This is a genomic window from Mycolicibacterium smegmatis (genome assembly GCF_001457595.1).
GTDB lineage: Bacteria > Actinomycetota > Actinomycetes > Mycobacteriales > Mycobacteriaceae > Mycobacterium > Mycobacterium smegmatis.
The window spans coordinates 2,791,985-2,811,899 of record NZ_LN831039.1 but is presented as its reverse complement, the minus strand read 5'-3'; the positions used below and the strand labels follow the sequence as shown (position 1 = coordinate 2,811,899).

Below are 19,915 nucleotides of genomic sequence, written 5' to 3'. Positions count from 1 at the left end.
CTGTACCGTGCTGTACAACAACACCTTTGACCAATGTGAACCCATTGATCACACCCGTCACAAACTGAGGTTTCTTGTCGGTGATTCGAACTAGTGTTCGATACATGGCAGCGGAAGTAGGCACAGCACTCGCGGCGCTGCACGCCGCGATGCGCGACGTGCTCGCCCTGCCCTACACCGCCCTGTCCGACGCCGACCTACTGGACGTGTGCGCGGGCATCCAAGACGTCCGCAACCTGGCCCCCGCCGTCGAACACCGCGCCATCGCCGCCCTGAGCGAACAGACCACCCCCGCAGCGATCGGCGCCAAATCCTGGCCGCTGGTGCTGGCGACCCGCCTGGGCATCTCCAGCAAGGAAGCCCGCCGCCGCTGCGCCGACGCCGCGGAGTTGGGCCCCCGGGTGTCGATGACCGGCGAAGCCTTGGCACCCAAACGTGAACACATCGCCGCCGCCCAAGCCGACGGCGCCCTGACCCCCGACCACGTCACCGAGCTGTTCAAATTCTTCACCAAATGCCCCGACTGGGTCACCTACGCCGAACAGTGCCGGCTGGAAGAAAAACTGGTCACCGGCGCCATCGGGGCCGACCCCGAAACCGTGCGCCAAGCCGTCGACCACGCGGTGTTCCTGCTCGACCAAGACGGGCCCGCCCCCACCGACAACCCACCCACCAAGCCGTTCGGCATCACCTTCGGCCCCCAACAACCCGACGGTTCCTATCACCTGCGCGGCAAGGTCAGCGCCGAGTTCAAAGCCACCTTCGACCCCGTCGAGGAAAAACTGGCCGCACCCGGCATGTGCAACCCCGCCGACGAGGCCCCGTGTGTCTCCGGCACGCCTTCACAACAGCAGATCGACCACGACGAGCGCGGCGCGTCCGAGCGTCGCCACGACGCCATGCTCACCGCCATGCGGCTGCTGCTCGCCCACAAAGACCTCGGCCAGATCAACGGCCTGCCCGCCACCCTGCTGATCACCACCACCCTGCAAGAACTCGAAAAAGCCGCCGGGATCGCCCTCACCGCCGGCGGCACCAAACTATCCATCCCCGACCTGATCCGCCTGGCCTCCCAAGCGCTTCACTACCTCGCCGTCTACGACGAACACACCGGGGTTCCGCTCTACCTCGGGCGGGCCCGGCGCACCGCCTCCGCCGGGCAGCGCCTGGCCATCTGGGCACGCGACCGCGGCTGCACCCGCCCCGGATGCACCGCCAACGGCTACCGCTGCCAAGCCCACCACGCCACCACCGACTTCTCCAAGGGCGGACTCACCGACGCCGACGCTCTGGCCCTGGCCTGCGGCTGTGACAACCGCCTCGTCGGCGACGCCCCCAACAAATGGACCACCCGCATCAACAACCACGGCCAATGCGAATGGATCCCACCGCAACTACTCGACCGCGGCCAACACCGCACCAACACCTACCACCACCCCGAAACCCTCCTCGCAGACCTCGACCGCGACCAGAAGACCGACGACGACCACGGCGAAAAGCCGGCAATCCCACCCGAACTGCTCGACCAAAACCACCAACAACCCAACACCAACCACCACCCCGACACCCAGCCCGCAGACCACCCCCGAGACACCACCAGCAGCACCACCAGAGACACCAACCACCACAACGGGAACGGAGACAGAAACAGCGGCGACACCCACAACAACAACGGCAGTGGCGACGACGGCGAATCAGACTGTCACCCAGCATGATCGTGCTGCCCACACCACGGACGCAGACAGTACGAGTCCCACCGTCCGCCGGTGTGGCGCCCCGTCACGCGATCACCCCGAGGACACGGGGATGGGCCACTCCCGTGCGTACTCATCACAACGATGTCGCGATGTGCGAACGTACGGCAGCGATCTCGTCGAGCACCGGGAAGAGGGCGACGACGAATAACCCGAATCAGCAAGTGACGTCGACGTACACCGTCTTCGCCGTCACGCTGGTACGCAGATCGTCCATGGCCCCAGGGAATCCCGAGTCGGTGCGCGTGAACGTCTGCCCGGGCCGAATCGCCTTCACCGCACAGCCGTCCAACGAACCGGCGCCTACGGTGTTGACCACGACGTGATAACCCTGTGCCCGAAGCTCGCTGACAGTCTGCGACGGCGACGACGGACCCTCCGGCGCGGCGGAAGCGATGCCGGCTGAACCCAGGACCGTACCGACAGCCGCGGCTGCTGAAGCACACGCGACCACCAAGAGAGACTTCATTGCAATTCCTTCGCTGTTTCTTCCGTGAGGCCAGAACGGCCGACACCTCATGACACGACGGCGCACGAATGCAGGTTCAACCGCAAGTCATTACCGATTCATTACCGGGGGAACGGGAGGAACCGATTTACGGTGAGCTATGCGACTCGTACCGGTAGCGCTCGCGGTCCTGGCACTCACGGCGTGCGCGAACACCGTGAACGCCGACGATCAAACCCTCGACGGCCGCACGTTCGTCTCGGTGGAGGTCGAAGGTGAACAGATTCCCGGAGGCGGTCCGTTGACCGTGCAGTTCGACGGCGGGCAGATCAGCACGTTCGCCGGGTGCAACCACGGATCGGGGACGGCCGACCTCTCGGACGGCCGCATAGCAACACAACTCGCCAGCACGATGATGGCGTGCCCGCGACCGGTCGGTGATGCCGATCAGTGGATGTCACGGTTCTTCGACGCCCAACCGTCGTGGTCGCTCGACGGTGACACCCTCGTCCTCAAGACCGACAACGCCACGGTCACACTGCAGGACAAGAAGGTGGTCCACCCGGATCGGCCGCTGACGGGAACCACCTGGCAGGTGACCAGCCTCGTGTCGCCGCAATCGGTCAGCACATCGACAGCACTGGAGAATTCCAAGCCCACGCTGACGATCGCCGAGGACGGCAACGTCACCGGGTTCACGGGCTGCAACCAGTTCAACGGCCATGCCGAGGTTTCCGGCACGCCCGCGATCATCGAGTTCGGTCCGTTGGCAACGACACGCAAGGCGTGCCCGCAGGACACAGATCAGGTCGAACGCACCGTGCTGCGGGTGCTCACGGGCAAAGTGCAGTCCGAGATCTCCTCCGACGAGCTGCGCCTGACCGGCGCGGACGGATACGGGCTCGTCCTGCGGGCCCAGTAGCCACACACGATCACAGCGGCGACGCGCCCCGCAGGTGTTCGAAGATCAGCGACGTCTGTGTGCCCGCCACATCGGAGTCGGCATTGAGGTTCTCCACCACGAACTTCCGGAGATCCTCGGTGTCGCGGGCGGCCACGTGCAGGATGAAGTCGTCGCCGCCGGCGAGGAAGTACACATCCATCACTTGAGGCCGGGTCCGAATATGCGCGATGAAGCTGCGGATCTTGCCGCGCGCGTTGGATTGCAGGCTCACCGAGATCATCGCTTGCAAGCCCAGACCGACGGCCGCAGGGTCGATGTCGGTGTAGAACCCGCGGATCACACCGATCTCCTGCAACCGGCGAACGCGTCCGTGGCACGTCGACGGAGCTATCCCGACCATCTCGGCCAGCGCACTGTTGGGTATGCGTGCATCGTCGTGCAACGCCAGCAAAATGCGGCGGTCGATGTCGTCGAGGTCGCGGGCCCGAACATCCTTCGGCGAACCGGGCGTTTGGACGCCCGTGATCGATGATCCTTCACTCACGGCACAATCCTAACGAATTTTCGACACAGATATTGCTCACAATTCGAAGGTTCTTCACACTTAGAGGTGACATTACCCCTTCTGAAGGAGCGATCATGCTCGTCGGAATCCCGACCGAGATCAAGAACAACGAGTACCGGGTCGCCATCACCCCGGCTGGTGTGGCAGAGCTGACCCGCAGAGGTCACGAGGTGATCATCCAGGCCGGTGCCGGTGAGGGCTCGGCCATCTCGGATCGCGACTTCAAGGCGGCGGGCGCCGAGATCGTCAACACCGCCGACCAGGTCTGGTCGGAAGCAGAACTGCTGCTCAAGGTGAAAGAACCGATCGAGCCCGAGTACTCGCGGATGCGCAAGGGCCAGACCCTGTTCACCTACCTGCACCTCGCGGCGTCCAAGCCGTGCACCGACGCGCTGCTGGCGTCCGGCACCACGTCGATCGCCTACGAGACCGTGCAGACCGCCGAGGGCGCGCTGCCCCTGCTCGCGCCGATGAGCGAGGTCGCCGGCCGGCTCTCGGCCCAGGTCGGCGCCTACCACCTCATGCGCAGCTACGGTGGCCGTGGCGTCCTGATGGGCGGCGTCCCGGGTGTCGCGCCTGCCGAGGTCGTCGTGATCGGCGCAGGCACCGCCGGCTACAACGCCGCGCGTGTCGCTGCGGGCATGGGCGCCCACGTGACGGTGTTCGATCTCAACATCAACACGTTGCGCCGCGTCGACGGCGAGTTCGGCGGACGCATCGAGACCCGCTACTCGTCGAGCCTCGAACTCGAAGAAGCGGTCAAGAAGGCCGACCTGGTGATCGGCGCAGTCCTGGTGCCCGGCGCCAAAGCGCCGAAACTGGTGACCAATTCGACTGTCGCGCACATGAAGCCGGGTGCGGTGCTGGTCGACATCGCGATCGACCAGGGTGGCTGCTTCGAGGACTCGCGGCCCACCACGCACGACGAGCCCACGTTCAAGGTCCACGACACGATCTTCTACTGCGTGGCCAACATGCCCGGCGCGGTGCCGCGCACGTCGACGTTCGCGCTGACCAACTCGACCATGCCGTACGTGCTCAAGCTCGCCGACAAGGGCTGGCAGGCCGCGTGTGCGTCGGATTCCGCACTGGCCAAGGGTCTCTCGACCCACGACGGCAAGCTGCTGTCCGAGGCCGTCGCCAAGGATCTGGACCTGCCGTTCACCGACGCGGCACAGTTCCTGGCGTAACAACCGAACCGTGATCGCCCGGCCGGAACCGTTCCGGCCGGGCGATTTTCGTCAGTGCACGCCGAGTTCGGGCAGCACCAGCGCGGTGAGTTCCCCGATGAGGGGCCGGAACCCGTCCGCGTTCGGATCGTCGCCGCGCGTCCGCACCATCAACGCCAGCAGGATGCGCTGCCCCTGCGGGCCGTAGGCGATACCCACATCGTTGGTGGATCCGTAGTCGCCGCTGCCGGTCTTGTCGGCACTGGTCCAGCCGTCCGGCAAACCCGCACGCAGGCTGGAGGTCTCGTTGGCCCGCATCCACTCGTCGAGCAATTGACGCTGCGGCGGGGCCAGCACGTCGCCGGTCAGCACGGCGCGGAAACCACCGGCCAGCGCGGCCGGGGTGCTGGTGTCACGCGGATCGCCGGGCACCGCCGAGTTCAGTTCGGTCTCCCAGCGGTCCAGGCGTGTGCGCTGGTCGCCGATCGACCGCGCGAACGCGGTGATCTCGGCCGGCCCGCCGATCTGCTTGAGCAACAGGTTGGCCGCGGCGTTGTCGCTGCGCTGCAGTGCCGCCTGGCACAACTCGGCCAGCGTCATCTCGCCGCCTGCGTGTGTCTCGGTGATCGGCGAGTTGCTCAGCAGCGCCGCGGGATCCACGAAGACACGATCGTCCAGCGACAACTCGCCGCGCTCGGCGCCCCGCAGGATCCGGGCCGCGAGGTAGGCCTTGAACGTCGAGCACATCGCGAACGAGTCGTCGGCGCGGTGCGCGACCGTACGGTTCGAATCGAGGTCGACGGCGTAGATGCCGATGGATGCGTTGTTCCGTCGTTCGAGATCGGCGATCCGGTCGTCGACGGGAGCGGCGGAAGCCGTCGGCATACGCACACCGGCGGCCGCCATCACTGCCAGGGATCCGATCAACACACTGCGTCGTGAGAGATTCATCATCCGACCCAATCTAGCGGATCAGCTGGCAATATCCTGAAGACGTTGCGGCAGCGCCACTTTCGCCGTGTCGGGGCCGAGCACGGCAGCGCCGTAGTCGCGCGTCAGCAGTTGCCGCGCCACCGCGTTGACCTCGTCGAGGGTCACCGCATCGATCTGCGCGAGCGTCTGCTCGATGCTGCGGTGCTCGCCGTAGTTCAGTTCTGCGCGGCCGATCCGGTGCATGCGCGACGCGGAATCCTCAAGGCCGAGCACCAGACCGCCGCGCAGCGAACCCTTGGCGATCCGGCACTCGTTCTCGCTGATGCCGTCACGGGCAACGGTTTCCAAAACGTCGGTGGTCACCCGCACGACCTCCTCGAACCGCTCCGGCAGGCATCCGGCGTATATCGACAGCGCACCGCTGTCGGAGAAGGTGTCGACGGTGGAGTACACCGAGTACGCCAGTCCGCGGGTCTCGCGGATCTCCTGGAACAGACGCGAACTCAGTCCCCCACCGAGTGCGGTGTTGAGAACCGAGAGCGCCCAACGGTGTTCCCAGTGCCGGCCCGGTGTGCGGACCCCGAGCGACACGTGGGTCTGCTCGCCGTCGCGTTCGACGACGCGCAGCGACGGCCGGCCCGGCACCCGGCCGCTGCCCTTGCGGGGCGGCACGGCGTCGCGTCCCTGGACCAATCGCCTGCCGAAATGTTCACGGGCCAGGGCGACGACCTCGTCGTGGTCGACGTTGCCTGCCACCGCGAGCACCATGCGGTCCGGCGTGTAGCGCCGGACGTGGAACGAATGCAGTTGGGCCCGAGTCATTTCCGAGATGGACTCGATACTGCCGATCACGGGCCTGCCGACGGGATGGTCACCGAACATCGCAGAGAGGAAGACGTCGCCGAGGGTGTCCTCGGGGTCGTCGTCGCGCATCGCGATTTCCTCGAGCACCACGTCGCGCTCGACCTCGACGTCCTCGGCCGCGCAGCGGCCACGCAGCACCACATCGGCCACGAGGTCGACCGCGAGTTCCAGATCGGAATCCAGCACATGCGCGTAGTAGCACGTGTGCTCACGCGCGGTGAACGCGTTCAGCTCACCGCCGACCGCGTCGACCGTCTGGGCGATGTCCACGGCCGTGCGGGTCGGCGTCGACTTGAACAGCAGGTGCTCCAGGAAGTGCGCGGCGCCCGCGACGCTGCGTCCCTCGTCACGGGAACCGACACCAACCCACACCCCCACCGACGCCGAGCGCACGTACGGGAGATATTCGGTGACGACGCGAAGTCCGCCGGGCAGCGTGGTCCGGCGGACCTGCGACGTTTCCAGTCTGGTCTCGGTCAACGATGAAGCCGATGACGCCTGATCAGGCCTCGGCCGGCGTGACATCGGCGGCAGCGCCCTCGGCCTTCTCGGCACCCTTGTCACCGGCCGACTCGGCGGATTCCGCCGACTCCTCGGCAACCAGCACCAGCGAGATCTTGCCGCGGTTGTCGATGTCGGCGATCTCCACGCGGAGCTTGTCACCGACCTTCACCACGTCTTCGACCTTGGCGATGCGCTTGCCCTTGCCGAGCTTGCTGATGTGCACCAGCCCGTCACGGCCCGGAAGCAGCGACACGAACGCACCGAAATCGGTGGTCTTGACGACCGTGCCGAGGAACCGCTCGCCGACCTTGGGCAGCTGCGGGTTGGCGATCGCGTTGATCTTGTCGATCGCGGCCTGCGCCGACAACCCGTCGGCGGCACCGACGAATACCGTGCCGTCGTCCTCGATCGAGATCTGGGCGCCGGTCTCCTCGGTGATCGAGTTGATCATCTTGCCCTTGGGGCCGATGACCTCGCCGATCTTGTCCACGGGCACCTTGATGGTGGTGATCCGCGGTGCATACGGGCTCATCTCGTCCGGACGATCGATGGCCTCGGCCATCACGTCCAGGATGGTCAGGCGCGCATCCTTGGCCTGGCTCAACGCACCGGCGAGCACCTGCGAGGGGATGCCGTCGAGCTTGGTGTCGAGCTGCAGCGCGGTCACGAAGTCCTTGGTCCCGGCGACCTTGAAGTCCATGTCACCGAAGGCGTCCTCGGCACCGAGGATGTCGGTGAGGGCGACGTAACGCTTCTCGACCTTGCCGTCAACGTCGACGTCGTCGGACACCAGACCCATGGCGATGCCGGCAACCGGAGCCTTCAGCGGCACACCCGCGTTGAGCAGGGCGAGCGTCGAGGCGCACACCGAACCCATCGAGGTCGAGCCGTTGGAGCCCAGCGCCTCGGACACCTGGCGGATGGCGTACGGGAACTCTTCGATGCTCGGCAGCACCGGCACCAGCGCCCGCTCGGCCAGCGCGCCGTGGCCGATCTCGCGACGCTTCGGCGAGCCCACGCGGCCGGTCTCACCGGTCGAGTACGGCGGGAAGTTGTAGTGGTGCATGTAACGCTTGGTGTTCTCCGGCCCCAGCGAGTCGATCTGCTGGGCCATCTTGATCATGTCCAGCGTGGTGACACCCAGGATCTGGGTCTCGCCGCGCTCGAACAGCGCGCTGCCGTGCGCCCGCGGGATCACCGCGACCTCGGCGGAAAGCGCACGGATGTCGGTGATGCCACGGCCGTCGATGCGGAAGTGATCGGTCAAGATGCGCTGGCGCACAAGCTTTTTGGTCAGCGAGCGGAATGCAGCGCCGATCTCCTTCTCACGCCCGGCGTAGGGCTCGGCGAGACGCTCGAGCACCTCGACCTTGATCTCGTCGGTGCGGTCGTTGCGCTCGGTCTTGCCCGCGATGGTCAGGGCCTCCGCCAGCGCCTCGGTGGCCACCGAGGCCACCGCGTCGTACACGTCGGCCTCGTAGTCGGGGAACACCGGGTACTCGCCGGCCGGCTTGGCGGCGCGATCGGCCAGTTCCTGCTGCGCGGCGCACAGCGCCTTGATGAACGGCTTGGCGGCCTCGAGGCCCTCGGCCACGACGGCCTCGGTGGGCGCCTGCGCGCCGCCCGCGACGAGCTCGACGACGTTCTCGGTGGCCTCGGCCTCGACCATCATGATCGCCACATCGGCACTGTCGCCGTCTCCGACAATCCGCCCGGCGACCACCATGTCGAACACGGCGCGCTCGAGCTGCTCGACGGTCGGGAACGCGACCCAGGTGCCGTCGATCAGGGCGATGCGGGCGCCGCCGACGGGGCCCGAGAAGGGCAGACCGGCGAGCTGCGTCGACATCGAGGCGGCGTTGATCGCGAGCACGTCGTACAGATCCTTGGGATCCAGGCTCATCACGGTCACGACGACCTGGATCTCGTTGCGCAGACCGTCGACGAACGACGGGCGCAGCGGACGGTCGATCAGACGGCAGGTCAGGATCGCGTCGGTGGAGGGACGGCCCTCACGACGGAAGAACGAACCGGGGATGCGACCCGCGGCGTACATGCGCTCCTCGACGTCCACCGTGAGCGGGAAGAAGTCGAAGTGATCCTTGGGGTTCTTGCTGGCGGTCGTCGCGCTCAGCAGCATGGTCTCGTCATCGAGGTAGGCGACGGCGGAGCCGGCGGCCTGCTGGGCGAGGCGCCCGGTCTCGAAACGGATGGTGCGGGTGCCGAAGCTCCCGTTGTCGATGACAGCGGTCGATTCGTACACACCGTCTTCAAGTTCGACTACAGACATTTAGTCCAGTGGCCTCTTTCAATTCAACATCTTTTTCGCGTCGTCACGCTCAGAAAGCCACTGCTCTTGAACGGCTACGGCCGTCGATCGAAGCTGTCGGGATAAACCTGTTTGGATTCCCGGCAGCCACTACCGAAGACCGCCCGATCAGGCTGGCCCTGACGTGACTCGCAGGAACGTCACCCACGGATCGCGGGTGTCGCACCTGACGTTCGTACGACCAACGAGCGCCCACTGAGCAGACTTCGGCCATCGAACGCCCTCATGTTACACGGCAGCAACAGCCTGAACGCCACTGCAGCAGTCATTGGCGCTGGTTGGGCCCGCGCTCAGCGGACATTCTCGACGCAAACCGTGAACTGTCGCTCGTCGTACGCGTAGCCCAGACCGGTCGCACACTGGTCGGGGTTGGAGATGCCCTCCAGGACCTCTGTGACCCGTTGCCGGTGCGGCGCACCGGTATCGGAGCAGTCGACCCGGTAGGGGTCGGTGTTGTTCTCCGGGTCGACGTTCATGCATCCGCCGACGACCCAGTCGATATCCATGCACACGGTGTGCGTCTCACCGCTGAACCGGCTGCTCAGCGTGTAATAGGAGTCCACGTCGGCGGGACACCGGGCGCTGTCGGCGACTGTCGGGACCACCTTGTAGTTGGACTTCTTGCTGCCGCACTCAGCCCTGGTGGCCTCGGGTTGGTCGAAGGTGCCACCGAGTTCCAGGCAGTCCCCCGCCTGCATGTCCGCAGACGCCGCGGAGGATGCGCACCCGGTCAACCCCACGAAAGAAAGAACAGCGGCCGCCCCGAGGACGGCCGCGGATGTGGTTCCCACCTAGGACCGCGTCAGCGACGCAGCCCGAGGCGCTCGATGAGCGAGCGGTAGCGGGCGACGTCGACCTGCGCGACGTACTTCAGCAGGCGACGGCGACGACCCACGAGCAGCAGCAGACCGCGCCGCGAGTGGTGATCGTGCTTGTGCACCTTGAGGTGTTCGGTGAGGTCCTGGATGCGCTTGGTCAGCAGCGCGACCTGCGCCTCCGGGGAGCCGGTATCGGTGTCGTGCAGGCCGTACTGGCCCAGGATCTCTTTTTTCTGCTCGGCGGTAAGCGCCACGAGACAACTCCATCAATCGGTCCGCGAACAAATTCTCGACACAGCCACCGCGGCCTGCAGCATGCGCCGGATCGCCGAGAAGTGTAGCAGCGCCGCAGCCGCTAGACAGAATCGCGCAGGATCGTGCGGGCGCGCTCGACGTCACGTTCCATCGCGACCACGAGGTCGTCGACCGAATCGAACTTCTCCTGGCCGCGGATGCGGGACACGAAGTCGACCGCGACGTGCTGTCCGTACAGGTCGGCAGACGTGTCGAGCACGAACGCCTCGACCGTGCGGGTGCGGCCCGAGAACGTCGGATTGGTCCCCACCGACACCGCGGCCTGATACCGCTCCCCCGGCACGACGGTTCCCACCTGCGGTCCCTGGCCGAGCACCGTGAACCAGGCCGCGTAGACGCCGTCGGCGGGGATCGCCGAGTACATGGGCGGTGCCACGTTGGCCGTCGGGAACCCGAGCACCCGGCCACGGCCGTCGCCGCGCACCACGACCCCCTCGACGCGGTGGGGACGGCCCAGCGCCTCGGCCGCGGCGACCATGTCGCCCGCGTCGACGCAGGCCCGGATGTAGGTCGACGAGAACGTCACCGTCTCGTTGCGGTGATGCTCGGCGACCAGCGACATCGCCTCGACGGCGAACCCGAAGCGCTCACCGGCCTTGCGCAGCATGTCGACGTTGCCCGCGGCCTTCTTGCCGAACGTGAAGTTCTCCCCCACGACCACCTCGACGACGTGCAGGTGCTCGACGAGCAGCTCGTGGATGTAGCGCTCAGGGGTCAGCTTCATGAAGTCGGAGGTGAACGGCATCACCAGGAACACGTCGATCCCGAGTTCCTCGACCAGCTCGGCGCGCCGGGTCAGGGTGGTCAGCTGCGCCGGGTGGTTACCCGGGAACACCACCTCCATCGGATGGGGATCGAACGTCATCAGCACCACGGGGACTCCACGGGCCCGGCCCGCCTTGACCGCGTGGTTGATCAGCTCCGCATGCCCACGATGGACGCCGTCGAACACCCCGATGGTCAGAACGCACCGGCCCCAGTCCGTGGGGATCTCGTCTTGCCCACGCCAGCGTTGCACAGCAGTTAGCCTACGACCCGCCCGCGCGGCGGGCGGCTCTAGATCCCCAGATCAAATGATGATTGCCTAAACTTCCATACTGTGAGTCCAGACGGTGACCATCGCGACCTCTCGTCGGTTGCCCAGGATTATCTGAAAGTGATCTGGACAGCCCAGGAATGGTCTCGCGAGAAGGTCAGCACGAAACTGCTGGCCGAACGCATCGGCGTATCGGCGTCGACCGCATCGGAGTCGATCCGCAAACTCGCCGATCAGGGTCTGGTCCACCACGAGAAGTACGGTGCGGTCACCCTGACCGACGCCGGCAGGCGCGCCGCGCTCGCAATGGTCCGCCGGCACCGGCTGATGGAGACGTTCCTGGTGCAGGAACTCGGCTACGGCTGGGACGAGGTCCACGACGAGGCCGAGATCCTCGAGCACGCGGTGTCCGACCGCATGCTCGACCGCATCGACGCCAAGCTCGGCCACCCCACGCGTGACCCGCACGGCGATCCGATCCCGGCCGCCGACGGTCAGGTCCCCACGCCGCCGGCCCGGCAGCTGTCGGTGTGCCAGGACGGCGACGCCGGCACGGTGGCCCGCATCTCCGACGCCGATCCGGAGATGCTGCGCTACTTCGACAGCGTCGGCATCAGCCTCGATTCGCGCCTGCGGGTGGTGGCCCGCCGTGATTTCGCGGGCACCATCTCGGTGGCCATCGAGGACCCGGCCGTGCCCGAGGGTGATCCCGAGGCCACGGTCGACCTGGGCAGTCCCGCGGCCGAGGCCATCTGGGTCGTCGGCGCGAGCTGACGTTCGAATCACGGCGATTTTTACCAGTGCGTAAGACGCGGCGCCGAACCACAATGACTTCTTTGTGACTGTCTCATTGCACTGGTTCCTGCCCACCTACGGCGACAGCCGGCTCATCGTCGGGGGTGGCCACGGCACACCCCTCGGCGCCGCCGGCGGCGATCGCGAGGCCAGCATCGACTACCTCGCGTCGATCGTCCGGGCGGCCGAGCGATTCGGTTTCACCGGTGCACTGATCCCCACGGGCGCCTGGTGTGAGGACGCCTTCGTCACCGCCGCGCTGCTGGCGCGCGAGACCACGTCGCTGGCGTTCCTCGTGGCCTTCCGTCCCGGCCTGGTGAGCCCGACGCTGTCGGCGCAGATGGCCGCGACGTTCGCCAAGCACGCGCCGGGCCGGATCCTGCTCAACGTCGTCGTCGGCGGCGAGGCCCACGAGCAGCGCGCGTTCGGTGATCACCTCGACAAGGAGGAGCGCTACGCGCGCTGCGACGAATTCCTCGACGTCGTGCGCCGGTTGTGGGCCGGTGAGACCGTGACCCACCGCGGCAAGTACATCGACGTCGAGGAGGCGTCGCTCGCCGCGCCCCCGAATCCGGTGCCGCCGTTGTACTTCGGCGGCAGCTCGGCCGCGGCGGGCCCGGTCGCCGCGCGGCATTCCGACGTGTACCTCACCTGGGGCGAACCGCCGGAGGCCGTGCGCGAGAAGATCGAGTGGATCCGCAAACTCGGTGAGGAGCAGGGCCGCAAGCTGCGCTTCGGCATCCGGTTGCACACCATCTCCCGTGACACCTCCGAAGAGGCGTGGGCGCAGGCCGACAAGCTGGTCGCCGCGCTCGACGAGGAGACCGTGCGCAAGGCCCAGGAAGGCCTGGCCCGCAGCCAGTCCGAGGGCCAGCGCCGCATGCTGGCGCTGCACGAGGCCAACCGTCTCAACGGAACGTGGAGCGACGCACGGAGTCTGGAGATCGCACCGAACCTGTGGGCCGGTGTCGGCCTGGTGCGCGGCGGTGCGGGCACCGCGCTGGTGGGCAGCCACACCGAGGTCGCCGACCGGATCGCCGAGTACGCTGAGATCGGTATCGACGAGTTCATCTTCTCGGGTTACCCGCACCTCGAGGAGCTGTTCTGGTTCGGCGAGGGCGTTGTTCCGATCCTGCGCAAGCGCGGCCTGTTCGACGCCGGTGCGCTCGACTGCGCGCCTGCCTCGATTCCGTTCGTCGGCGCTGCGCGCTGATCGGGGGGCACATCATGACGGCCACTTCGGCCACACGGATCGGTTCGGCCAAGGACGCGCTGATCGAGGCGGCGCGGTTGTCGGCGGTGTTCGCCGAGGGCGCGGGTGCCCGCGACGCCGATCGGCGTCTGCCGCACGACGAGATCCGCGCGCTCAAGGAATCCGGTCTGCTCGCGATCACCGTGCCGGTCGCCCACGGCGGCATCGACATGCCCTCGACGGTGCTCGCCGAGGTGATCCGGCTGCTCAGTCACGGCGACTCGTCGATCGGCCAGATCCCGCACTCGCACTTCACGTTTCTCGAGGCGCTGCGGCTGCAGGGCACCGAATCCCAGCGTGCGTTCTTCTACGGCCTGGTGCTCGACGGCGCGCTGTTCGCCAACGCGCAGGCCGAACGGGGCCCGCACCCGACCGATGTGGACACCACGACGCTGCGGCCTGCCGGTGACGGATATGTGTTGAGCGGGCGCAAGTTCTACTCGACCGGGGCGCTGTTCGCCGACTGGATCCTGGTGCGTGCGTCGTTGTCCGACGGGTCGGTGACGGTGCCGACGGCGTCGACCCCGAAGGCCGTGGCGTTCGTGCCGCGCGATGCCGCTGGGGTCACCATCGTCGACGACTGGGACGGCATGGGTCAGCGGACCACGGCGTCCGGCACGGTCACGCTCGACAACGTGCAGGTGCCCGCCGCGCACGTCGTGCCGTTCACCGCGATCTTCGCCGAACCGACGGTGTACGGGTCGCGCGCGCAGTTGCTGCATACCGCGATCGACGTCGGCATCGCGACGGCGGCACTCGACGAGGGGGTGCGCCAGGCGGCAAGGGCCCGGCCGCATTTCGAATCGAAGGTGGCAAGTGTCGCCGACGACCCGACGGTCGTGCAGGCCGCAGGCGAACTGGCCGTGACGGTGCGCAGCGCGCAGGCGCTGCTCGCCGAGGCGGCCCGCCAGGTCGATGCGGCCCGAGCCGACCTCACCGACGAGACCGCCGCGACGGCGTCCATCGCGGTGGCCGTCGCCAAGGTGGCCGCGGTGCGGGCGTCACTGGACGCGTCGAGCGCGCTGTTCGAACTCGGTGGCACCCGAAGCGCCTCGGCGAGCGGCAATCTCAGCCGTTACTGGCGCGACGCACGCACGCACACGCTGCATGATTCGACCCGGTGGAAACTGCGCCACATCGGCCGCTACACGCTGTCGGGCACGAAACCGCCGCGCCACAGCCAGATCTGACCCCGGCTACAGGGTGGGGCTACAGGGTGGGGCTACAGGGTGGCCGGCCGCAATACGACGACGTTCCTGGTGCGGCCGGCGCCGTCCTGCAGCAGTGCGATGACACGACCGTCGGGTGCCGTCGCGGCGTACACGCCGTCGATACCTGCGGGCCGCAGCGGCCTGCCGTGCCTGGTGTCCTCGGTCTCCTCGGCACTCAGGTCCCGGCGCGGGAAGCCGACCAGACATGCGGTGTCCAGGCTGTAGCTCAATTGCGGGTGCTCGGCGAGTTCGTCGAGCGTATGGGCCTCGTCGAGGCCGTACCGGCCGACGCGCGTACGGCGCAGCGCCGTGAGGTGCCCGCCCACGCCGAGCGCCGCACCGACGTCGCGGGCCAGCGCCCGGATGTAGGTGCCCGACGAGCAGTCCACCTCGACGTCGACGTCGACGAAGTCGGGGAAATCGTCCGGGCGCCGGATGTCGAGCACGTCGAACCGGTCGATGCGCACGGGCCTGGCGGCTAGTTCGACGCTCTGCCCCTCGCGCGCGAGCTTGTAGGCGCGTTGTCCGCCCACCTTGATGGCGCTGACCGCCGACGGCACCTGCTCGATGTCGCCGCTCAGGTCGGCCACGGCGGCGCGGATCTGCTCGTCGGTGACGTGGCGCGCCGGAACATCGGCGACCACTTCACCTTCGGCGTCCTCGGTGGTGGTCGTGCGGCCCAGCCGGATGGTCGCGGCGTACGACTTGTCGGTCGCGGTGAGCAGTCCGAGGATCTTGGTGGCGCGTTCGATGCCGATCACCAGCACGCCGGTCGCCATGGGATCGAGCGTGCCCGCATGCCCTACCTTGCGCGTGCCGAACAACCGACGGCACCGCCCCACGACGTCGTGACTCGTCATCCCCGCAGGCTTGTCGACGATCACCAGGCCGGGCTCTGCACCGCTCCTCGCCTGACCGCTCACAGGACGATCGCCGTCACGGCCAGCCCGTCACGCACCGACCATCGCCCGTCGAGCGCGGTGAGCGGTGGCCCGTGTTCGGCCACGGGGTCGATGAGGATCCTGGATCGGAACGATCCCGCGGTTCCCGAGCCGTCGACCTCGAACGTGATGTGGGCGTCCTCGAACCCCAGCCACCGGTGCGTCAGCGGGTACCACGCCTTGTACGTCGCCTCCTTGGCACAGAACAGGATTCGATCCCAGTGCAGGTCACCGGGCAACCCGCGCAGCTCGGCGCGCTCGATGGGAAGCGTGATCGCGTCGAGGACGCCGTTGGGCAGTACATCGTGCGGTTCGGCGTCGATGCCCACCGAACGCACGTCGGTCGAGCGTCCCACCACCGCGCCGCGGAAGCCCTGGCAGTGGGTCAGACTTCCGACCACACCATCGGGCCAGCACGGCTCGCCCTTGTCGCCCTTGAGGATCGGCACCGGGCCGACACCGAGCTCGCCCAGGGCCTGACGCGCGCAGTAGCGCACCGTGACGAACTCGTTGCGCCGCTTGGCCACCGACCGCGCGATCAACGGCTCCTCTTCGGGCAGCGGCGAAAGGCCGGGCGGGTCGTCGTACACCTCGGCCGAGGCGACACGGTCCGGCAGAACCAGGGAAAGCAGGCTGTCCGTCATAGTCCTCGCCTGGATTTGATGCGCTCCTGCATCTGTTGTGCGTTGGCCCGCATCTCCGGGGTGATCTCGAAGTGCCCGCCGAACTCGTTGAGGTATCCAGGCGCGTACTTGGGGTCGGGCAGGATCTGACGCAGCCAGCGGTACGGCTTACGGCGGCGCCACTCCCGCGGATAGCCGACCGACACCTCCTCGAAGCGGACATCGTCGTACCACGTGGTGCGCGGGATGTGCAGGTGGCCGTAGACCGAGCAGACCGCGTTGTAGCGCGTGTGCCAGTCCGCGGTGGCCGTGGTGCCGCACCACAGCGAGAACTCCGGATAGAACATCGCGTCGCAGGGTTCGCGGACCATCGGGAAGTGGTTGACCAGAACCGTCGGCGTCATCCAGTCGAGGTCCTCGAGCCGCTTGCGGGTGCGCGCCACCCGGTCGCGACACCACGCGTCGCGCGTCGCGTACGGCTCGCACGACAGCAGGAACTCGTCGGTGCCCACGATGTTGCGTTCCTTGGCGATCGCGAGGCCCTCGGCCTTGGACGACGCGCCCTCGGGCAGGAACGAGTAGTCGTACAGCAGGAACATCGGCACGATGGTCGCCGGCCCGCCCTGCTCGGTCCACACCGGGAACGGGTGCTCCGGCGTGACGACGCCCATCTGATCGCACATGTCGACCAGGTAGTCGTAGCGGGCCCGGCCGAAGATCTGCATGGGGTCCTTGTTGGTGGTCCACAGTTCGTGGTTGCCCGGCACCCAGATGACCTTCGCGAACCGCTTCCGCAGCAGGTCGAGCGCCCATCGGATCTCGTCGGTGCGCTCGCCGACGTCGCCCGCGACGATCAGCCAGTCGTCGGGCGTCGCGGGGTACAGCGACTCGGTGACCGGCTTGTTGCCGGTGTGACCGGTGTGCAGATCGCTGATCGCCCAGAGAACCGGCTGTCGATCCCTCGAATCATGGTCAGTCACCACAACCGTCCAGCCTAACCGGGCGCGCGCGGCGGGAAACCTGGCAGGACGCTGGCAACTAGAACGTGTTCTCGTTTATGGTCGAGTCTGCTGTGGCGGACCGCTACACTCCCCGCAAGCCGGGGAACGAATCGCTCGACTACGAGGGGGTGTGAATGGCCGCCAGGGTGCGCCTGCTGTCGGCTCTGTGTGCGCTGGTCGCGGCGGTGATCCTGGTGTGGCAGACCGATCCGGTCGCCGGCACGGGTTCGGCCGCGCCGCGGCTGGACGCCACCGACCTGCCGATGACCAACGTGTCGACCACGATCAAGTGGCCGGTGATCGAGACCACCGATCCCAAGCCGTTCGATCCGTGCAACGACATCCCCATCGACGTCATCGAGCGCATCGGCCTGGCGTGGACACCGCCGATGCCCGAGGACGGCCTGCGGTGTCATTACGACGCGGGCAACTATCAGATGGCGGTCGAGGCGTTCGTGTGGCGCACCTACGAGCAGACCATCCCGGCCGACGCGCTCGAGCTCGACGTCGACGGCCACCGCGCAGCGCAGTACTGGGTCATGAAGCCCACCGACTGGAACGACCGGTGGTGGACGACCTGCATGATCGCGTTCGACACCAGCTACGGCGTGATCCAGCAGTCGCTGTTCTACTCGCCGATCCACTCCCCGGACAAGCCGGACTGCCTGCAGACCAACCTGCAGCGGGCCCACGAGCTGGCGCCGTACTACAAGTTCTGATCACAAGTACTGACAGCTGTCAGTACCCTCGGTGCCGTGCCTGGAATCCGCCGTTACACCGGCAAGTTCGCAGCGAAGCTGCTCGGCCTGCCACCGCACAGCACCGACTTCACGGTGCACCACGGACTTCGCGTGCCGATGCGTGACGGTGTCGAACTGGTCGCCGACCACTACGAGCCGCTCACGACGCGCCCGGCGGGCACACTGCTGGTGCGCGGTCCGTACGGACGCCGGTTCCCGTTCTCGGCGATCTTCGCCGAGGTGTACGCCGCCCGCGGCTACCACGTGGTGCTGCAGAGCGTGCGCGGCACGTTCGGCTCGGGCGGCGAGTTCACCCCGATGGTCCACGAGATGGACGACGGCGCCGACACCGTCGCATGGTTGCGCACCCAACCGTGGTTCACCGGATCGTTCGCCACGGTGGGCCTGTCCTACCTCGGTTTCACCCAGTGGGCGCTGCTCGCGGATCCCCCACCCGAGATGAAGGCCGCCGTCATCACCGTCGGCCCGCACGACTTCAGCCAATCGGCTTGGGGCACCGGATCCTTCACCTTGAACGATTTCCTCGGGTGGAGCGCGATGGTGGCCCGTCAGGAAGAACCCGGTGTGGTGCGGGCGCTGGTCCGCCAGTTGCGCTCGCCTGCCGAGGTCGCCAAGGCCGCCGCCGGGGTCCCCGTCGGTCCGTCCGGCCGTCGACTGCTCGGCGCGGGCGCACCCTGGTTCGAGTCGTGGCTCGAGCATCCCGATCGCGACGACCCGTTCTGGGAAAGGCTGCGGTTCGACCAGGCCCTCGAACGCGTCGAGGTGCCCATTCTGCTGCTCAGCGGCTGGCAGGACCTGTTCCTCGACCAGACGCTCGAGCAGTACACGCAACTGCACCGGCGCGGCGTGCCCGTCGCCATGACGGTCGGGCCGTGGACCCACACGCAGATGATGACCAAGGGTGCCTCGACGGTGATCGGCGAGTCCCTCGATTGGCTGGGCACGCACCTCGCGGGCGCATCCGGCAGCCATTCCCGCGATCATGTCCGGATCTTCGTCAACCACCACGGCTGGATCGACCTGCCCGAGTGGCCGCCGGCCGACTGGCCCACGCGCCGCGACCGCGAACTGTTCCCGCAGCCCGCCGGGCGGCTCACCGACAGCGCTCCGTCGCCGACGGCGACGCCGTCGTCGTCGTTCACCTACCACCCGGCGCGGCCCACGCCCACGATCGGTGGGCGCCTGCTGTCCCGGGACGGCGGCTACCGCGACGACTCCGAGCTCGCCGCGCGCGACGACGTAGTGACCTTCACGAGCGATCCCCTGCCCGCCGATCTCTACGTGGTGGGCAATCCGTTCGTCGAACTCGTGCACAGCTGCGACAACCCGCACAACGACGTGTTCGTCCGGATCAGCGAGGTCGACGCCAAGGGGCGGTCCCGCAACGTCACCGACGCGTTCCGCCGGCGCACCGGTCAGGTCGGAACACCCGAGACCGTGCGGCTCGAACTCGACGCCGTGGCACACCGTTTCGCGGCAGGCACAAGGATCCGACTGCTGGTGGCAGGCGGTTCGCACCCGCGGTTCGCGCGCAACCTGGGCACCGGTGAACCTCAGCTGTCGGGCTCGCGCCTCAAACAGGCGCGACACTCGGTGCACCACGGCGACGGCGGCGTCTCGCGGCTGATCCTGCCCGCCGGCCCGACACCGCCGCTGGGCCTGCGCACCTGAGAACTCCCGCGTCAAGCCCGT

At 67.5% G+C, this 19,915-nt stretch carries 19 protein-coding genes; 8 read left to right on the top strand and 11 right to left on the bottom strand.

From position 1 onward, the window contains the following. Nucleotides 1-104 precede the first annotated feature (104 nt). The gene (locus tag AT701_RS13415) at nt 105-1,715 is read left to right on the top strand and encodes an HNH endonuclease signature motif containing protein (RefSeq protein ID WP_058125997.1); all 1,611 of its coding nucleotides are present in this window, start codon (nt 105-107) and stop codon (nt 1,713-1,715) included. 196 nt (nt 1,716-1,911) lie between these two features. Here AT701_RS13415 and AT701_RS13410 read toward each other — a convergent pair whose 3' ends face one another. Beyond that, nucleotides 1,912-2,223 (bottom strand): hypothetical protein, encoded by a 312-nt coding sequence (locus AT701_RS13410; protein WP_029104097.1) that lies wholly within the window; start codon nt 2,221-2,223, stop codon nt 1,912-1,914. Between the two features lie 139 nt (nt 2,224-2,362). Between AT701_RS13410 and AT701_RS13405 the strand changes: the two genes are divergently transcribed. Further along, the gene (locus AT701_RS13405) at nt 2,363-3,124 is read left to right on the top strand and encodes an META domain-containing protein (protein WP_011728510.1); all 762 of its coding nucleotides are present in this window, start codon (nt 2,363-2,365) and stop codon (nt 3,122-3,124) included. A 10-nt stretch (nt 3,125-3,134) separates the two neighbouring features. Here AT701_RS13405 and aldR read toward each other — a convergent pair whose 3' ends face one another. Then, the gene (gene aldR / locus AT701_RS13400; protein WP_003894042.1) at nt 3,135-3,650 is read right to left on the bottom strand and encodes an HTH-type transcriptional regulator AldR; all 516 of its coding nucleotides are present in this window, start codon (nt 3,648-3,650) and stop codon (nt 3,135-3,137) included. Between the two features lie 95 nt (nt 3,651-3,745). Between aldR and ald the strand changes: the two genes are divergently transcribed. Then, complete coding sequence (ald, locus tag AT701_RS13395; protein WP_003894041.1) at nt 3,746-4,861, top strand: alanine dehydrogenase; 1,116 nt, start codon at nt 3,746-3,748, stop codon at nt 4,859-4,861. A gap of 51 nt (nt 4,862-4,912) precedes the next feature. Here ald and bla read toward each other — a convergent pair whose 3' ends face one another. From bla to AT701_RS13365, 6 genes are all read right to left on the bottom strand, one after another. After that, nucleotides 4,913-5,794: a class A beta-lactamase gene (gene bla, locus AT701_RS13390; RefSeq protein WP_058125996.1), complete on the bottom strand. Its 882-nt coding sequence runs from the start codon at nt 5,792-5,794 to the stop codon at nt 4,913-4,915. An 18-nt stretch (nt 5,795-5,812) separates the two neighbouring features. Next, entirely contained in the window at nt 5,813-7,162 is a 1,350-nt protein-coding gene (locus AT701_RS13385; RefSeq protein ID WP_042510573.1) for a M16 family metallopeptidase, read from the bottom strand. After that, on the bottom strand, nt 7,140-9,431 hold the full coding sequence (locus AT701_RS13380; protein WP_011728507.1) for a polyribonucleotide nucleotidyltransferase: 2,292 nt from the start codon (nt 9,429-9,431) through the stop codon (nt 7,140-7,142). Before AT701_RS13380 ends, AT701_RS13385 begins: the two co-directional genes overlap by 23 nt. Before the next feature lie 329 nt (nt 9,432-9,760). Next, a complete protein-coding gene (gene lppU, locus AT701_RS13375) occupies nt 9,761-10,261 on the bottom strand; it encodes an LppU family putative lipoprotein (protein ID WP_430929664.1) in 501 nt (166 codons plus the stop codon). A gap of 11 nt (nt 10,262-10,272) precedes the next feature. Then, a complete protein-coding gene (gene rpsO / locus AT701_RS13370) occupies nt 10,273-10,542 on the bottom strand; it encodes a 30S ribosomal protein S15 (RefSeq protein WP_003894036.1) in 270 nt (89 codons plus the stop codon). 101 nt (nt 10,543-10,643) lie between these two features. After that, nucleotides 10,644-11,621, bottom strand: coding sequence for a bifunctional riboflavin kinase/FAD synthetase (locus AT701_RS13365; protein ID WP_003894035.1), 978 nt, complete (start codon nt 11,619-11,621; stop codon nt 10,644-10,646). An 81-nt stretch (nt 11,622-11,702) separates the two neighbouring features. Here AT701_RS13365 and mntR point away from each other — a divergent pair, with 81 nt between their 5' ends. From mntR to AT701_RS13350, 3 genes are all read left to right on the top strand, one after another. Next, nucleotides 11,703-12,413: a manganese-binding transcriptional regulator MntR gene (gene mntR, locus AT701_RS13360; protein ID WP_011728504.1), complete on the top strand. Its 711-nt coding sequence runs from the start codon at nt 11,703-11,705 to the stop codon at nt 12,411-12,413. Between the two features lie 64 nt (nt 12,414-12,477). Then, entirely contained in the window at nt 12,478-13,647 is a 1,170-nt protein-coding gene (locus tag AT701_RS13355) for an LLM class flavin-dependent oxidoreductase (RefSeq protein ID WP_014877454.1), read from the top strand. Between the two features lie 14 nt (nt 13,648-13,661). Then, nucleotides 13,662-14,876, top strand: a complete 1,215-nt coding sequence (locus tag AT701_RS13350) for an SfnB family sulfur acquisition oxidoreductase (protein ID WP_058125994.1) — start codon at nt 13,662-13,664, stop codon at nt 14,874-14,876. 32 nt (nt 14,877-14,908) lie between these two features. Here AT701_RS13350 and truB read toward each other — a convergent pair whose 3' ends face one another. The 3 genes from truB to pptH are packed head-to-tail and all read right to left on the bottom strand — an operon-like array spanning nt 14,909 to nt 17,444. Further along, the gene (gene truB / locus AT701_RS13345) at nt 14,909-15,757 is read right to left on the bottom strand and encodes a tRNA pseudouridine(55) synthase TruB (RefSeq protein WP_233032050.1); all 849 of its coding nucleotides are present in this window, start codon (nt 15,755-15,757) and stop codon (nt 14,909-14,911) included. Between the two features lie 59 nt (nt 15,758-15,816). Then, entirely contained in the window at nt 15,817-16,482 is a 666-nt protein-coding gene (gene pptT / locus AT701_RS13340; RefSeq protein ID WP_011728500.1) for a 4'-phosphopantetheinyl transferase PptT, read from the bottom strand. Beyond that, nucleotides 16,479-17,444 (bottom strand): ACP phosphodiesterase PptH, encoded by a 966-nt coding sequence (pptH, locus tag AT701_RS13335; protein ID WP_058125992.1) that lies wholly within the window; start codon nt 17,442-17,444, stop codon nt 16,479-16,481. The genes pptT and pptH overlap by 4 nt, the downstream gene beginning before the upstream one ends. Nucleotides 17,445-17,596: 152 nt before the next feature. Between pptH and AT701_RS13330 the strand changes: the two genes are divergently transcribed. Together AT701_RS13330 and AT701_RS13325 are read left to right on the top strand one after the other, a co-directional pair. Beyond that, complete coding sequence (locus tag AT701_RS13330; RefSeq protein ID WP_058125991.1) at nt 17,597-18,181, top strand: DUF3558 domain-containing protein; 585 nt, start codon at nt 17,597-17,599, stop codon at nt 18,179-18,181. Nucleotides 18,182-18,190: 9 nt separating this feature from the next. Further along, on the top strand, nt 18,191-19,894 hold the full coding sequence (locus AT701_RS13325) for a CocE/NonD family hydrolase (protein WP_413232171.1): 1,704 nt from the start codon (nt 18,191-18,193) through the stop codon (nt 19,892-19,894). Nucleotides 19,895-19,915 lie beyond the last annotated feature (21 nt).

Coding starts and splice junctions, on each gene's coding strand:
- truB (WP_233032050.1), bottom strand. CDS start 15,757: ATGACGAGTCACGACGTCGTGGGGCGGTGCCGTCGGTTGTTCGGCACG.
- AT701_RS13330 (WP_058125991.1), top strand. CDS start 17,597: ATGGCCGCCAGGGTGCGCCTGCTGTCGGCTCTGTGTGCGCTGGTCGCG.
- pptT (WP_011728500.1), bottom strand. CDS start 16,482: ATGACGGACAGCCTGCTTTCCCTGGTTCTGCCGGACCGTGTCGCCTCG.
- AT701_RS13410 (WP_029104097.1), bottom strand. CDS start 2,223: ATGAAGTCTCTCTTGGTGGTCGCGTGTGCTTCAGCAGCCGCGGCTGTC.
- AT701_RS13380 (WP_011728507.1), bottom strand. CDS start 9,431: ATGTCTGTAGTCGAACTTGAAGACGGTGTGTACGAATCGACCGCTGTC.
- bla (WP_058125996.1), bottom strand. CDS start 5,794: ATGATGAATCTCTCACGACGCAGTGTGTTGATCGGATCCCTGGCAGTG.
- AT701_RS13415 (WP_058125997.1), top strand. CDS start 105: ATGGCAGCGGAAGTAGGCACAGCACTCGCGGCGCTGCACGCCGCGATG.
- AT701_RS13350 (WP_058125994.1), top strand. CDS start 13,662: ATGACGGCCACTTCGGCCACACGGATCGGTTCGGCCAAGGACGCGCTG.
- AT701_RS13405 (WP_011728510.1), top strand. CDS start 2,363: ATGCGACTCGTACCGGTAGCGCTCGCGGTCCTGGCACTCACGGCGTGC.
- ald (WP_003894041.1), top strand. CDS start 3,746: ATGCTCGTCGGAATCCCGACCGAGATCAAGAACAACGAGTACCGGGTC.
- AT701_RS13385 (WP_042510573.1), bottom strand. CDS start 7,162: ATGTCACGCCGGCCGAGGCCTGATCAGGCGTCATCGGCTTCATCGTTG.